This is a genomic window from Streptomyces sp. NPDC031265 (genome assembly GCF_055570295.1).
Genome location: NZ_JBVIHM010000009.1, coordinates 1 through 14048 on the forward strand (window position 1 = coordinate 1; position 14048 = coordinate 14048).

General features: G+C 72.9%; 12 protein-coding genes. 8 read left to right on the plus strand and 4 right to left on the minus strand.

The annotated features are described in order from the left end of the window. The 4 genes from ACZ499_RS15945 to ACZ499_RS15960 all read left to right on the plus strand — a co-directional run. Positions 1-1097 (plus strand): ATP-binding protein (locus ACZ499_RS15945; RefSeq protein WP_468675488.1); only part of this gene is annotated, 1097 nt, incomplete at its 5' end. Between the two features lie 89 nt (positions 1098-1186). After that, entirely contained in the window at positions 1187-2635 is a 1449-nt protein-coding gene (locus tag ACZ499_RS15950; RefSeq protein ID WP_468675490.1) for a hypothetical protein, read from the plus strand. Further along, positions 2622-3647 (plus strand): hypothetical protein, encoded by a 1026-nt coding sequence (locus tag ACZ499_RS15955; protein ID WP_468675492.1) that lies wholly within the window; start codon positions 2622-2624, stop codon positions 3645-3647. Before ACZ499_RS15950 ends, ACZ499_RS15955 begins: the two co-directional genes overlap by 14 nt. 26 nt (positions 3648-3673) lie before the next feature. Continuing rightward, a complete protein-coding gene (locus ACZ499_RS15960; RefSeq protein WP_385550229.1) occupies positions 3674-4234 on the plus strand; it encodes a TetR/AcrR family transcriptional regulator in 561 nt (186 codons plus the stop codon). A 73-nt stretch (positions 4235-4307) separates the two neighbouring features. Here the strand turns inward: ACZ499_RS15960 and ACZ499_RS15965 are convergent, their stop codons facing one another. Both ACZ499_RS15965 and ACZ499_RS15970 read right to left on the minus strand, forming a co-directional pair. Beyond that, positions 4308-5264 (minus strand): DeoR/GlpR family DNA-binding transcription regulator, encoded by a 957-nt coding sequence (locus tag ACZ499_RS15965; protein ID WP_385826607.1) that lies wholly within the window; start codon positions 5262-5264, stop codon positions 4308-4310. A gap of 142 nt (positions 5265-5406) precedes the next feature. After that, the gene (locus tag ACZ499_RS15970) at positions 5407-6846 is read right to left on the minus strand and encodes an NAD(P)H-quinone dehydrogenase (RefSeq protein WP_468675495.1); all 1440 of its coding nucleotides are present in this window, start codon (positions 6844-6846) and stop codon (positions 5407-5409) included. A gap of 151 nt (positions 6847-6997) precedes the next feature. Between ACZ499_RS15970 and ACZ499_RS15975 the strand changes: the two genes are divergently transcribed. The 4 genes from ACZ499_RS15975 (at position 6998) to ACZ499_RS15990 (ending at position 11795) form a co-directional block, all read left to right on the plus strand. Further along, positions 6998-7435 carry a gamma-glutamylcyclotransferase family protein gene (locus ACZ499_RS15975; protein WP_266982950.1) on the plus strand — a complete coding sequence of 146 codons (438 nt, stop codon included), beginning with the start codon at positions 6998-7000 and terminating at the stop codon, positions 7433-7435. Positions 7436-7709: 274 nt separating this feature from the next. Beyond that, a complete protein-coding gene (locus tag ACZ499_RS15980; protein ID WP_468675498.1) occupies positions 7710-8534 on the plus strand; it encodes a purine-nucleoside phosphorylase in 825 nt (274 codons plus the stop codon). 48 nt (positions 8535-8582) lie between these two features. Further along, entirely contained in the window at positions 8583-10223 is a 1641-nt protein-coding gene (locus tag ACZ499_RS15985; protein ID WP_468675786.1) for a phospho-sugar mutase, read from the plus strand. Between the two features lie 342 nt (positions 10224-10565). Continuing rightward, on the plus strand, positions 10566-11795 hold the full coding sequence (locus ACZ499_RS15990; RefSeq protein WP_468675500.1) for a glycosyltransferase family 39 protein: 1230 nt from the start codon (positions 10566-10568) through the stop codon (positions 11793-11795). A 33-nt stretch (positions 11796-11828) separates the two neighbouring features. Here ACZ499_RS15990 and ACZ499_RS15995 read toward each other — a convergent pair whose 3' ends face one another. Beyond that, positions 11829-12461, minus strand: a complete 633-nt coding sequence (locus tag ACZ499_RS15995) for a PH domain-containing protein (RefSeq protein WP_468675504.1) — start codon at positions 12459-12461, stop codon at positions 11829-11831. Between the two features lie 131 nt (positions 12462-12592). Then, the gene (locus ACZ499_RS16000) at positions 12593-14041 is read right to left on the minus strand and encodes a hypothetical protein (RefSeq protein WP_468675507.1); all 1449 of its coding nucleotides are present in this window, start codon (positions 14039-14041) and stop codon (positions 12593-12595) included. Positions 14042-14048 lie beyond the last annotated feature (7 nt).

The following is a 14048-nucleotide window of genomic DNA, read 5'->3' on the forward strand; positions in this document are numbered from 1 at the left end:
TCGTCGTCGTCTCCACCCGTGACTGCTCGCTCCAGCGCCGCCACCAGAAGCTCGTGGAGGAGGCCCCGGCGCCGTTCCTCACCCCGGAGCAGAACACCGAGCTGTACACCGCGTCCAAGGCCATCCTCAAGGAAGCCGGCTACGTCGGCGCGGGCACCGTCGAGTTCCTCGTCGGCACCGACGGCACGATCTCCTTCCTGGAGGTCAACACCCGCCTCCAGGTCGAACACCCCGTCACCGAAGAGGTCACCGGCATCGACCTCGTCCGCGAAATGTTCCGCATCGCCGACGGCGAGGCCCTGGGCTACGGCGACCCCGAGATCCGCGGCCACTCCTTCGAGTTCCGCATCAACGGCGAGGACCCCGGCCGCGGCTTCCTCCCCGCCCCCGGCACCGTGACGCTCTTCGCCCCGCCCACCGGCCCGGGTGTCCGCCTGGACGCAGGCGTCGAATCCGGCTCCGTCATCGGCCCCGCCTGGGACTCCCTCCTCGCCAAGCTGATCATCACCGGCGCCACCCGTGAGCAGGCGCTCCAGCGCGCCGCCCGTGCCCTCGGCGAGTTCAAGGTCGACGGCATGGCCACCGCCATCCCCTTCCACCAGGCCGTCGTGGTCGACCCCGCCTTCACGGCCGACCCCTTCCGGATCCACACCCGCTGGATCGAAACCGAATTCGTCAACGAGATCAAGCCCTTCACCGCCCCGGCCGACGCCGAGACGGACGAGGAGCCGGGTCGCGAGACGGTGGTGGTCGAGGTCGGCGGCAAGCGCCTTGAGGTCTCCCTGCCCTCGTCCCTGGGCATGTCGCTCGCCCGTACGGGCCTCGCGGCCGGGGCCAAGCCCAAGCGCCGCGCGGCCAAGAAGGCGGGCTCGGCGGCCTCCGGCGACTCGCTGGCCTCCCCGATGCAGGGCACGATCGTCAAGGTCGCCGTCGAAGAGGGCCAGGAAGTCAAGGAAGGCGACCTCGTCGTCGTCCTCGAAGCCATGAAGATGGAACAGCCCCTCAACGCCCACCGCTCCGGCACCATCAAGGGCCTGTCGGCGGAGGTCGGCGCGTCGGTCACCTCGGGCGCGCTGATCTGCGAGATCAAGGACTGAACTCCCGCATCCGCATGAGCAGTCGAGGCCCCCCACCGGATCTGTCCGGCGGGGGGCCTCGCCGCTGCGTACGGCGGTACGCTTCGGCGGTGCCGGAGCAACCATCCCTCACCACGCGGCAGTTGATGGCCGGCGTCCAGCTGGACACCCGGTACCGGAACGCCGTCATCGACGAGTTGTACGAGCACGAGGAGCGGTTCAGCGCCCCGTCGTACGACGTCGACACGGCCGCCGTACTCGCCGAGGCGCTGAACGCCCGCAGGACGGCGCTGCGCTGGGCCGTGCCGATGGCGCTCCTGTGGATCGCCGGATTCTTCTTCGCGGGCTGGCTGTTCGCGCCGTACGCGGCCGGGTGCGCGGCCCTGTCCGGCGCGGCGGCCCTGCGCAGGTCGCACCACGTGGCGGTCCGGCTCACGGCAGGCATCCCACGGTTCCTGGGCGGCGCGGCGCTTGTCGCCTACGCGGCCCTCGCCGTGGCGACCGCCCGGACCGCCGACTGGCCGGAGGCCACCGCCGCGCTCGGGGTCCCCGTACTGATGGCGGCGGTGGCCAGGGCGCACCGGGCGGCGGTCAAGAGGCGGCTGCGGGTCATCGGATGGTCCGGGTACAAGGGCCCGGCGGCGGACCTCCCCCGCTTCCACGCGATCAGCGCACTGACCCATGCGGAGCAGACGTCGCCGCTGGTGATCTACCGGGACCCGACCCCGTTCCTCGGATCGGGGTCGGTACTGGACTCGCTGACGCTGGCGACCGAAGTGCGCGGCTACACCGGCGCGTTCGAGGTGTCCGAAGTGCTGGCGCGCGTGACGTCGTCCGTGCGGGGTGTGTCCGGTCTCGCCGCCCTGGTCGACGAGCGTTTCCTGCTGCCGGACGAGGGGGTGCCTCCCCGGTCGCGGATCCGCATGCCCCCTGACGCGTTCCCCGACTCCGCCCGCTGGCTGCGGATCGTCTCGCGCGGCCCCGGCTCCCAGCTGACCACCGTCTTCGTACAGATCCGGCTGGACGGCCCGATCCTCTCCGTGCAGCAGGTCACCTGTGTCCTGCCACCGGTGCGCCGGGCGTTCGCGGCGGACCGGAACCGGTCCCAGCCCGTCCGGCTCGGCCAGGTACTGGCGGCCCCCGCGGCCCTCCTGGCCGAGCCGGCTGCCTGGCCGGTCCGGCAGGCGCGGCGGCTGTCGCAGCCCCCGGGCAGCCGTCTCCCCAGCGGCCCGCACACCTCCATCCGGGAACTGGCCGCCGACCCCGGCCTCCCGCCGCTCGCCGCCGCCGACGCCCGGCGGATCTCCCGGACCGTGCACCTGCTGGTCCTCGACGCCGTACGCACCGCCCTGCGCGACCGGGGACTGTCCGCGCCCGGCCTCGACGAGCAGCAGACGGAGTCGTACGGCGTCCAGAACAGCGGCATCTACATCGGCAACATCTCCCCCGGCTCCGCTGCTGCCTTCGGCTCCCACGGCACCGGCGACATCACCCATCACACCTCCCCCGGCCCCACCACCAACCCCGACGACGACTCCTGGGAAGATGACCTTGGGTGACATCGCCAAGGGGGTACTCGGCGGCGCCTGGACGCTGCTCGTGGGGTGGATACTGCCGACCGCCCTCAACCTCGGGGTCCTCGCGCTCGCCGTCGCGCCCAGTCTGCGCCGGACCGCCGTCGCCCGGCGGCTGTGGCCGGACGCGGCGCCCGGCCCGATGCTGGTGCTGCTGACCGCCACCCTGCTGTGCGGCCTGGTCCTCAGCGCGCTGCAGAACCTCCTCTACCGGCTCCTGGAGGGGTACGTGCTGTGGCCCGCCCGTGCCTACGAGGCGGGGTGCCGGCGGGCGCGGACCGCCCGCAGCGCGCTCGCCGACCGGACGCAGCTGCTCGGTCTGGAGCGGCGCGCCCGCGACGGGACCGCGCTCGGCCCGCTCGCCGCCGCCGATCTCGTACGCGTACGCAGGGATCCGCGCCTGGCCCGGGCCGTGGGCAAGGACCGGCGGCGGACCTCGGCGCAGCGCGGGCTGCTCCAGGAGCGGCTGAGCCGGTTCCCGGTGGATCCGGCGCAGATCGCCCCCACCCGGCTCGGCAACGCGATCCGCCGCTTCGAGGAGTACGGCCAGAACCGGTACTGCCTGGACACCCAGCTCCTGTCGAACGAGCTGACCGGCGCCGCGCCCGACAAGCTCTGCCGCCAGGTCGAGCTGGCGCGGACCAGCGTCGACTTCTTCGTGGCGCTGCTCGCCGGGCACACGGCGGTCGCGGTCATCGCGCTCGCCACCCTCCCGGCGGCCTCCGCCGACGTGCCGCTGCTGCTGACCGCGGCCGGGGGCCTGCTGGCCCTGGTGCCGCTCTGGTACCGGGCCGCGGTGGCCGCGACCGACGAGTGGGCGGCGGCCGTGCGCGCCCTGGTGAACGCGGGCCGCAAGCCGCTCGCCGAGTCGCTGGGGCTCGTGCTGCCCAAGGAACTCGCCGAGGAGCGCAGGATGTGGACCTTGGTGTCGCGGTTCTCGCGCATCCCCTTCCACGAGCGCGCCTCGGCACTGGACCGGTACCGGGCCGCCCCCTGAGCGCGCGGTTCGGGCATCCTTGGGGTATGACGACGAGGCCCATGCGTGCCGACGCGCGCCGCAACTACGAGCGGCTCCTGGGTGTGGCCAGGAGCGCGTTCGCGGAGCACGGGACGGACGCGTCGCTCGAAGACGTGGCCAAGCGCGCGGGCGTCGGGATCGGCACCCTCTACCGGCACTTCCCGAACCGGCACGCGCTGATGAACGCGATCTTCCAGAGCGAGGTGGACGTACTCCTCGCGCGCTCGCGGGAGTTGCTCGACTCCGCGCACCCGTGCACGGCGCTCGTGGACTGGCTGCGCGCCATCATCACTCATACGGGTGAGTACCGCGGGGTGGCCCGCGCCCTTATGTCGGCCTCGCACGACGACAGTTCGGCCCTGGCGCAGTGCAGCGTGCCGATGCGGGAGGCGGGCAGCGCCCTGCTGGAACGGGCCCAGCTGGCCGGTTCCGTACGCGTAGATGTGACGATCGGCGACCTGATGCAGCTCACCAACGCGATCGCCCTGGCAGCCGAACAGGCGCCGGACGACCCGGAGTTGGCCGACCGGCTGCTCGCCCTGACCTTGCGGGGCCTGAAGCCGTGACCGGAGCCGTGCCGGGCCCCGGCCACAGCGGTGACGGCCACGGACGCCGCGACGACGCCTGGCCGAATACCGGCTAGCGGCGTCGCAGATCGGCCACTCTCGCCCGTTCTCCGGGGCCCTGCTGGTCACCCAGTGACGCGGCGCTGCGCAACTGCGGCCCCGCACCCGGCACATGGCTGCGGCGCTGGCCAGGCAGCGGCACGTCCCGGCGGGGCTGGCGCCCCGGCGGGACGCCCTCACCGCCTGCCCCGGTCCCGGCCACCGTGATCTGCACGCCCTGGTCGGCCAGGGCCTGGAGCTCGGTGGCCGCCCGGTCGTCGTGACCGGGGGGCTCGTCGGTGACCAGCCGCGTGATCACGTCCGTCGGCACCGTCTGGAACATGGTGTCGGTGCCGAGCTTGGTGTGGTCGGCGAGGACCACCACCTCGGCGGCCGCCTGGACCAGGGCCCGGTCGACGCTCGCCGAGAGCATGTTGGACGTGGACAGGCCGCGCTCGGCGGTCAGCCCGCTCCCGGAGAGGAAGGCGCGCGAGACCCGCAGCCCCTGCAGGGACTGCTCGGCTCCGCTGCCCACCAGCGCGTAGTTGGAGCCACGCAGGGTGCCCCCGGTCATGACGACCTCCACGCGGTTGGCGTGGGCCAGCGCCTGGGCGACGAGCAGCGAGTTGGTGACGACCGTGAGGCCGGGGACGCGGGCGAGCCGGCGGGCCAGCTCCTGCGTGGTCGTCCCCGCGCCGACCACGATGGCCTCGCCCTCTTCGACGAGGCTGGCGGCGAGGTCGGCGATGGCCGTCTTCTCCGCGGTCGCGAGATGGGATTTCTGCGGGAAGCCGGACTCTCGCGTGAGTCCGCCCGGCAGTACCGCACCGCCGTGCCGGCGGTCGAGGAGTCCTTCCGCCTCCAGTGCCCGCACGTCTCGCCGTACGGTCACTTCGGAGGTCTGGACGACGCGGGCGAGCTCCCGGAGCGATACCGCCCCGTTGGCACGCACCATTTCGAGGATCAATTGGCGACGTTCTGCAGCGAACACGAAACTGACAGTAACCTGAGCGGCCGATTGTTTTCAGCAGTTTGCGCCGAACAACGGAAGGTGTGCACAGAGGTGTCCACGAAGTGGTATAGGCGCCCTCCCGGGCGCCTTGTCCCGCGCCGACGTGCGCCGGGCGCCCCGGTTACGCCTCGCCCGCCTTCTTGCGGGTGTGCAACTGCCTGGCCACTTCGGCGATCGAACCCGACAGGGACGGATAGACCGTGAACGCGTTCGCGATCTGCTCGACGGTCAGGTTGTTGTCGACCGCGATCGAGATGGGGTGGATCAGCTCCGAGGCACGCGGCGAGACGACCACGCCGCCGACGATGATCCCGGTGCCCGGGCGGCAGAAGATCTTGACGAAGCCGTCCCGGATGCCCTGCATCTTGGCGCGCGGGTTGCGCAGCAGCGGCAGCTTGACCACGCGCGCGTCGATCTTGCCCGCGTCCACGTCGGCCTGCGAGTAGCCGACGGTGGCGATCTCCGGGTCGGTGAAGACGTTCGAGGAGACCGTCTTGAGGTTCAACGGGGCCACCGCGTCGCCCAGGAAGTGGTACATCGCGATCCGGCCCTGCATGGCCGCGACCGAGGCGAGGGCGAAGATGCCGGTGACGTCGCCGGCCGCGTACACGCCGGGGGAAGAGGTCCGCGACACCTTGTCGGTCCAGATGTGACCGGACTCCAGGAGCTTGACCCCGGACTCCTCCAGGTTCATCCCGGCGGTGTTCGGGATCGCGCCGACCGCCATCAGGCAGTGCGTACCGCTGATGACGCGGCCGTCCGAGAGCGTGACCTCGACCCGGTCGCCGACGCGCTTGGCGGACTGGGCGCGGGAGCGGGCCATGACGTTCATGCCGCGGCGGCGGAAGACGTCCTCCAGGACGGCGGCCGCGTCCGGGTCCTCGCCGGGCAGCACCCGGTCGCGGGACGAGACGAGAGTGACCTTGGAGCCCAGCGCCTGGTACGCGCCGGCGAACTCGGCGCCGGTCACACCGGAGCCGACCACGATCAGCTCTTCGGGCAGCTCGTCCAGGTCGTACACCTGGGTCCAGTTCAGGATCCGCTCGCCGTCCGGCAGCGCGTCCGGGATCTCGCGCGGGTGCCCGCCGGTGGCGATCAGGACGGCGTCGGCGGTGAGGATCTCCTCGCTGCCGTCGGCGGCCGTGACGATGACGTCCCGGGTGCCGTCGATGCCCTGCGGGCCGCCGAGCTTGCCGCGGCCGCGCAGCACACGGGCGCCGGCCCGGGTGACGGAGGCGGTGATGTCGTGCGACTGGGCCAGCGCGAGGCGCTTGACGCGCCGGTTGACCTTGCCGAGGTCCACGCCGACCACACGGGCGGACTGCTCCTCGGGCGGGGTGTCGTCGGCGACCAGGATGCCCAACTCCTCGTACGAAGAGTCGAAGGTGGTCATCACCTCGGCCGTCGCGATCAGAGTCTTCGACGGTACGCAGTCGGTGAGCACCGACGCCCCGCCCAGACCGTCGCAGTCGACGACGGTCACCTCCGCGCCGAGTTGGGCGCCCACCAGGGCCGCCTCGTATCCGCCGGGTCCGCCACCGATGATCACGATCCGGGTCACGAAAAAGTCCGCCTCGCATTGTGGAATGCAGTACGTAGCTCATTGTCCCGCACGCTTCAAGATGCTTCGCCCCCCGGGGCGCCATCCGGCTGTCACACCCGTGTGCCATTCTCACGCGAGGACCGTGGGCCGCTGTCGTACCCTCGACACCATGTCGCTCTACGCCGCGTACGCCGGCAACATGGATCCGCGGCTGATGACCCGCCGCGCCCCGCACTCCCCCCTGCGCGGCACCGGCTGGCTCAACGGCTGGCGGCTGACGTTCGGCGGGGAGCAGATGGGCTGGGAGGGTGCCCTCGCCACGATCGTGGAGGCACCGCGCTCCCAGGTGTTCGTCGCGCTGTACGACATCGCACCGCTCGACGAGGACTCCATGGACCGCTGGGAGGGTGTCGGCCTCGACATCTACCGCCGGATGCGGGTGCGGGTGGACACGCTGGACGGGGAGGAGCCGGCGTGGATGTACGTGCTGAACGCGTACGAGGGCGGTCTGCCGTCCGCGCGCTATCTGGGCGAACTGGCCGACGCGGCCGAGTCGGCCGGGGCCCCGCATGACTACGTCATGGAGCTGCGCAAGCGCCCCTGCTGACGCCTTTTGTCCGCGGACCGTGCGTGGCTGGTCGCGCAGTTCCCCGCCCTGGGGTACGGGTGCGGCCACCGCGCAAGGGGCGCCCCGAAAAGGGCGCATTTGAGGGGCGCGGGGCTGTGAGATTCGCGGCTCCGCCGCGCGGGCGCGACCAGCCCCCACCGGCCCGCGGCCCCACCCCTGGCACCCCCTCTCGTCGGAAACGACAAGACAACGATCGCGCCCTTGTGCGCCAGTCATCTACGCGCGTAGGAATCCAGCGGTTACCCTCGTCGTCGTGAACGCATCTGTTATTCCGGACCACGTCCAGGCCGACCCCCACGCCGCCGCCGACGCCGCCGCCGCCCGCCTGCGCGAGCTGACCGGTGCCGAGACCCACGACGTCGCCCTCGTGATGGGCTCCGGCTGGGCTCCGGCCGCCGACGCGCTCGGCGAGCCCGAGGCCGAGTTCCCGGTCACCGAGCTGCCCGGCTTCCCGCCGCCCGCCGTCGAGGGCCACGGCGGCAAGATCCGCTCGTACAAGATCGGTGAGAAGCGCGCGCTGGTCTTCCTGGGCCGTACGCACTACTACGAGGGCCGCGGCGTAGCCGCCGTCGCCCACGGCGTGCGCACCGCGGTCGCCGCCGGCTGCAAGACCGTCGTGCTCACCAACGGCTGCGGCGGTCTGCGCGAGGGCATGCGCCCGGGCCAGCCCGTGCTGATCAGCGACCACCTCAACCTCACGGCCGCGTCCCCGATCATCGGCGCCAACTTCGTGGACCTGACCGACCTGTACTCGCCGCGGCTGCGCGCGCTGTGCAAGGAGGTCGACTCGTCCCTCGAAGAGGGCGTGTACGTCCAGTTCCCCGGCCCGCACTACGAGACCCCGGCCGAGATCAACATGGTCCGCGTGCTCGGTGGCGACCTCGTCGGCATGTCGACCGTCCTGGAGGCCATCGCGGCCCGCGAGGCCGGCGCCGAGGTGCTGGGCATCTCCCTGGTCACCAACCTGGCCGCGGGTCTGACCGGCGAGCCCCTCAACCACGAAGAGGTGCTCCAGGCCGGCCGCGACTCGGCGGCGCGCATGGGTTCGCTGCTGACCCGGGTACTCGACCGCATCTGATCTCACCCCGATCCGACCCGGAAGGGATTCATCGACGTGACGCAGGACCTGACGCAGGACCTGATCGCGCGGGCCAAGGCCTGGCTGGCCGAGGACCCGGACGGCGAGACGCGCGAGGAGCTGGCCAAGCTCATCGACAACGAGGAGCTCGACGAGCTGGCCGCCCGGTTCGCCGGCACGCTCCAGTTCGGCACCGCCGGGCTGCGCGGTGAGCTGGGCGCCGGGCCGATGCGGATGAACCGCTCGGTCGTCATCCGCGCGGCCGCCGGCCTCGCCGCCTACCTGAAGGCGAGGGGCCAGGGCGACGGCCTGGTCGTCATCGGGTACGACGCGCGCTACAAGTCGGCCGACTTCGCGCGCGACACGGCCGCCGTGATGACCGGCGCGGGCCTGAAGGCCACCGTGCTGCCGCGCCCGCTGCCGACGCCCGTCCTGGCGTACGCGATAAGGCATCTGGGCGCCGTCGCCGGCGTCGAGGTCACCGCCAGCCACAACCCGCCGCGCGACAACGGCTACAAGGTCTACCTCGGCGACGGCTCGCAGATCGTGCCGCCCGCCGACGCCGAGATCGCCGCCGAGATCGCCGCGGTCGAGTCGCTCGACGACGTGCCGCGCCCCGACAGCGGCTGGGAGACGCTGGGCGACGAGGTCCTGGACGCCTATCTGGCGCGTACGGACGAGGTGCTGACCCCCGGGTCCCCGCGCACCGCCCGCGTCGTCTACACGGCCATGCACGGCGTCGGCAAGGACGTCCTGACGGCGGCCTTCGCCCGGGCGGGCTTCCCGCCGCCCGCGCTGGTGGCCGAGCAGGCCGACCCGGACCCCGCGTTCCCGACCGTGGCGTTCCCCAACCCGGAGGAGCCGGGCGCGATGGACCTCGCCTTCGAGGCGGCCCGCGCGGTCAACCCGGACATCGTCATCGCCAACGACCCGGACGCGGACCGCTGCGCGGTCGCCGTGCCGGACGCGTCGGTGGAGGGCGGCTGGCGGATGCTGCGCGGCGACGAGGTCGGCTCGCTGCTCGCCCAGCACCTGGTCGACCGGGGCGTGAGCGGCGTCTTCGCCGAGTCGATCGTCTCGTCCTCGCTGCTCGGCCGGATCGCCGAGGCGGCCGGTCTGGGCTACGAGGAGACCCTGACGGGCTTCAAGTGGATCGCCCGCGTGGACGGTCTGCGGTACGGGTACGAGGAGGCGCTGGGCTACTGCGTCGACCCCGAGGGCGTACGCGACAAGGACGGCATCACCGCCGCCCTGCTCGTCGCGGAGCTCGCGTCCGTCCTGAAGGAGCAGGGGCGCACGCTCCTGGACCTCCTGGACGACCTGGCCGTGCGGCACGGGCTGCACGCCACCGACCAGCTGTCGGTGCGCGTCGAGGACCTGTCGGTCATCTCCGACGCGATGCGGCGCCTGCGCGAGAAGACGCCGACCGCGCTGGCGGGCCTGGCGGTCACCAAGGCCGAGGACCTCACCGAGGGCACCGGGGAACTCCCGCCGACCGACGGTCTGCGCTACTACCTCGAAGGCGCCCGGGTGATCGTCCGCCCGAGCGGCACCGAGCCCAAGCTCAAGTGCTACCTGGAGGTGGTGGTCCCGGTGGCGTCGCAGGGCGCGCTGGGAGAGGCACGCGAGAAGGCGGCCGAGCTGCTCGCCGGGATCAAGAGGGACCTGGCAGCCGCAGCGGGCATCTGACCAGCCTGCCGTTCTCCGGCGCCCCCTTTGGGACCGGCGTTTGTCTGCGGACCGTCTGTGGCTGACCGCGCGGTTCCCCGCGCCCCTTGTGCATCAGGGGCGCGGGGCTGTGACATTGCGCGGCTTCGCCGCGATGGGGGTCCCCCCTGTTCGAGCGAAGCCGAGAACGTGGGGGAGCGACCGGCCCCCACCGGCCCGCAGCCAAAGACACCGCACCCCGCCAGGGAAAACGCACCCGAAAGCGTGAACCCCCTACGGCGTCCGGCGCAGCCTCCCGCGCCCTTTCCGGATCATCCGAGAAAGGGTGACCCGGAACCGCTCGCCGAGCCCAGGAGCACCGCCGTGCCCCCGATCACCTCACCGGCGGACCGTGCGCACAGCCGTACGGGCCCCCGTGCCGTCCCCGCAGCCCGAAGCCCGCAAGGGCAGGGCGGCGGGGACGGTCCGCGTTTCATCCGGGCCTCGGCCCGGGCCGCGTTCAGGCGGGCGGCCCCCGCGCTCGCCGGCCACCTCGCCGTACGGCTCCTCGGCCTCGCCGTCCTCGCCCGCTGGGCGCACCTCAAGCACCACGGCGTATGGCCGACGCTGGCCACCTCGTGGGACTCGCACTGGTACCTCGGCATCGCCGACCACGGCTACGACCACGGGCTCGGCACCCGGGTCGACCACAACAACCTGGCGTTCTTCCCCCTCTACCCGGCCGTGATCAAGGCGGTCGCCGCCGTCACGCCCGGCTCGCGCGCGAGCGTGGGTCTCGTCGTCGCGGTGCTCTGCTCGTCGGCCGCGGCCTGGGGGATCTTCGCGGTCGGGGACCGGCTGTACGGGCGGCGCGCAGGGACCGTCCTCGCGGTCCTGTGGGGCGCGCTGCCGGTGGCCGCCGTCCAGTGGATGGGCTACACCGAATCGCTGTTCACAGCGCTCGCCGCGTGGTCGCTGTACTGCGTGCTGACCGGCCGCTGGGTGGCGGCCGGGACGCTGGCCGCGCTGGCGGGGCTGACCCGGCCGACGGGCATCGCGGTCGCGGCGGCCGTCGTGGCGGCGGCCCTGACGGCGCTGTGGCGCGGCGGATCCGTCCGGGGCCCGCTGACCGGGGCGCTGCTCGCCCCGCTGGGCTGGTTCGGGTTCGTCGCCTGGGTCGGGGCCCGGCTCGGCCGCTGGGACGGCTACTTCGCGGTCCAGCGGCTGTGGCGGAACGAGTGGGACGGCGGCGCCGACACCCTGCGCGAGCTGCGCACCCTGCTGGTCTACGACCGCTTCCCCGCGCTGTTCCTGGTGATCGTCTCGCTCGTGCTGATCCTGGCGGGCGTGCTGTTCCTGCTCTGCCTCTGCGACCGCCAGCCGCTGGTGCTGCTGGTCTTCTCGGGCGTGCTGCTGCTCGTCGTCCTGGGCAGCGGCGGCGTCTACTTCCCGCGCGCCCGCTTTCTGCTCCCCGGCTTCCCGCTGCTGCTGCCGCTCGCGGTGGCGCTGGCCAGGGCGCGGCGTCACGTGACCGTACTGATGCTGGGCGCGGCGGCCCTGTCGTCGGCGTGGCTGGGCGCGTACATGCTGCTTGTGTGGCCGGGGCCGCCCTGACGCGGCGGCCCCGGCCCGTACCGTACCGGCGGGTCAGCCGATGGCGAGGAGCACGATCAGCAGGATCGCGCCCGCGACGGCCGGCGCGATGACCTCATAGGCCCAGCGCACGCTCGGGCCGCCCTGCGCGCCCTCGCGCCCGGCGCCCCGCTCGGCCAGCTCGCGCAGCTCGCGGATGGTGCGGTCGGCGGGCGCGAGGCGGGACTTCTCGTCGCCGCCCGCGGTCGGCGAGGTGCGGCCGTACGGGTCGGACGCGGCGTCGCGCACCTGGGCGCGGGCGGCGCGCTTGCGCTGGCGCAGCGAGACGGGGATCGACCACAGCTGGTACTTGGTGCCGCTCTGGTCGAAGACCTCGCTGGAGTACCCGGCCCGTACGTCCGCGACCGCCGCCCACGGCAGGGTGACGGTCCGGAACGGGTTGCGGACCCGCATCCGGTCGTCGCCCGCGAACACGGCCGGGCGGATCGTGAACGCGAAGAGCAGCGGCACACCGCAGAGCAGTCCGGCCAGAGCCAGCCAGGGGGCGCTGCCGTGCCCCCGCAGGATCGCGTCCCCGGCGAGCCAGAGCCCGAGCACGAGCAGCAGCGCGCCTCCGGCGATACCGCCGGGTGACCGGTAGACGCGGTCGGCGTAGGTGGGCTCGGCGGGCGGCGTGGGGCTCGTCATGGGGCCGATTGTGCACTACGTGTTCGAGCGGGGCCGAGAGAGGGCGCGGACGCGCCCGGCCGCCCGGACCGGAGCCCACGCACACGGCGGTGCTGCCACGGTCGTGGCAGCACCCCGGTGGGTGACGGACGTCAGCCGCGGGCACCCGCCCGGCGGCGCAGCGCGGCGAAGAAGCCGAGCCCGGCCACGCCCACGGCCGCCAGGCCCGCGCCGCCCGCGACGAGCGCGGTGTTGCCGCCCTTGCCGCCCTCGACCTCGGCCCCGGCGGCGACGGCGCCCTTGGGGACGATCTGCATGCCGGTGGTGGCGGTCTGGGTGGTGGCGCCGGTGGTCGTCGCGGTGGTCGTGGTCGTCGTGGTGGTCGCGCAGTCCTTGCCGGCCGGCTTCTTCGGGAACTTCACGATGTCCCACGGGATCCGGCCGCCGTGCACGCGCATCTGGAAGGTCGGCCGGCCCGGCTCCAGGTCCTTGACCCGGGCGCCGCCCAGGAGGCCCTCGCGGTCGGCGGTGGAGAGGGTGTCGTACACCGAGCCGTTGCTCACGTTCAGCACCTCGGCGACCGCGCCCTTGGGGCCGTTGGACAGCCGCAGGCTCAGACCGTCGAACGGGGTGCCGCTGGTGCGGTAGGCGGTGCAGCCCTTGGTGTACTCGAACTCGCCCGCGTCGAAGCCGCCCGACGCGTTGAGCCAGGAGCCCACCTTGCCCGCGTTGTTGAGGCCGACCCACATGTTGCCGACCTGGTCGCCGTTCTCGGCCTGGCCCTTGGGGCCGCCCGCGGTGACGGAGCCGCGCGGCTTGCCGTCCTTGGTGGAGAGCTCCAGGACGTACCAGCCCGCGCTCTTCTTCCACAGCTCCCCGTACGTGCCGTCGGCCAGCTTGCGCTTGCCGAGGTCCGTGCCGACCGGGGTGGTCGGGCCCTGGCCGCCGCTGCCCTGGTCCTGGACCGAGGTGACCTCGCCCTGGAAGTCGAGGGTGACCTGGATGCCGTTGAAGACCTTGGTGTCCTTGCGGGCGTGGCCGCCGCCCGCCGTGAGGTGGCCGATCTCCTCGTTGTCCTCGCCCTTGAGGATGGTGGCCCCGTAGTAGACGTGCTGGCCGCCGTGGCGGTAGACCATCGCGGTCAGGCCGCCCTTGAGCGGGACCGTCCGTACGAGCACGCCGTCCACGTCGTTCCTGCGCTCCGGGAGCATGATCGTCCGGCTCTCGCCCGCGCCGTTGAACCTGAGGAGCGGAACATCGCCGTCCGCGTTCTCCAGGCTCAGCCGCAGCCCGTCGACCGTGGCGCTCCTGTCGTCCAGGTCCAGCTTCGCCATGAGGCGGCCCATGTAGTCGTCGCCGCGCTGCCAGTCGGGCTTCACGGCGCGGATCCAGGCTTCCGGACCGCCGTCGGAGACGCGGTTGCGCAGGACGGCGACGTACCCCTTGGCGAGGTAGACGGGGTAGCCGGAGTAACGGTTCTCGGTGGCCTTGGCGACGGAGGTGGTCGGCGCGGCGATCGCGGTGGTCGCGGTGACGACCGGGGTGAGGGCGACACCGGCGACGACCGCGGCGGCGAGGGCGGTGCGGAGGGCGTTACGCATGACGACT

What these genes read in the sequence shown, in the direction of transcription:
- ACZ499_RS15955 (WP_468675492.1), top strand. Translation starts at nt 2,622, where the DNA reads ATGACCTTGGGTGACATCGCCAAGGGGGTACTCGGCGGCGCCTGGACG.
- ACZ499_RS15960 (WP_385550229.1), top strand. Translation starts at nt 3,674, where the DNA reads ATGACGACGAGGCCCATGCGTGCCGACGCGCGCCGCAACTACGAGCGG.
- ACZ499_RS15975 (WP_266982950.1), top strand. Translation starts at nt 6,998, where the DNA reads ATGTCGCTCTACGCCGCGTACGCCGGCAACATGGATCCGCGGCTGATG.
- ACZ499_RS15995 (WP_468675504.1), bottom strand. Translation starts at nt 12,461, where the DNA reads ATGACGAGCCCCACGCCGCCCGCCGAGCCCACCTACGCCGACCGCGTC.
- ACZ499_RS16000 (WP_468675507.1), bottom strand. Translation starts at nt 14,041, where the DNA reads ATGCGTAACGCCCTCCGCACCGCCCTCGCCGCCGCGGTCGTCGCCGGT.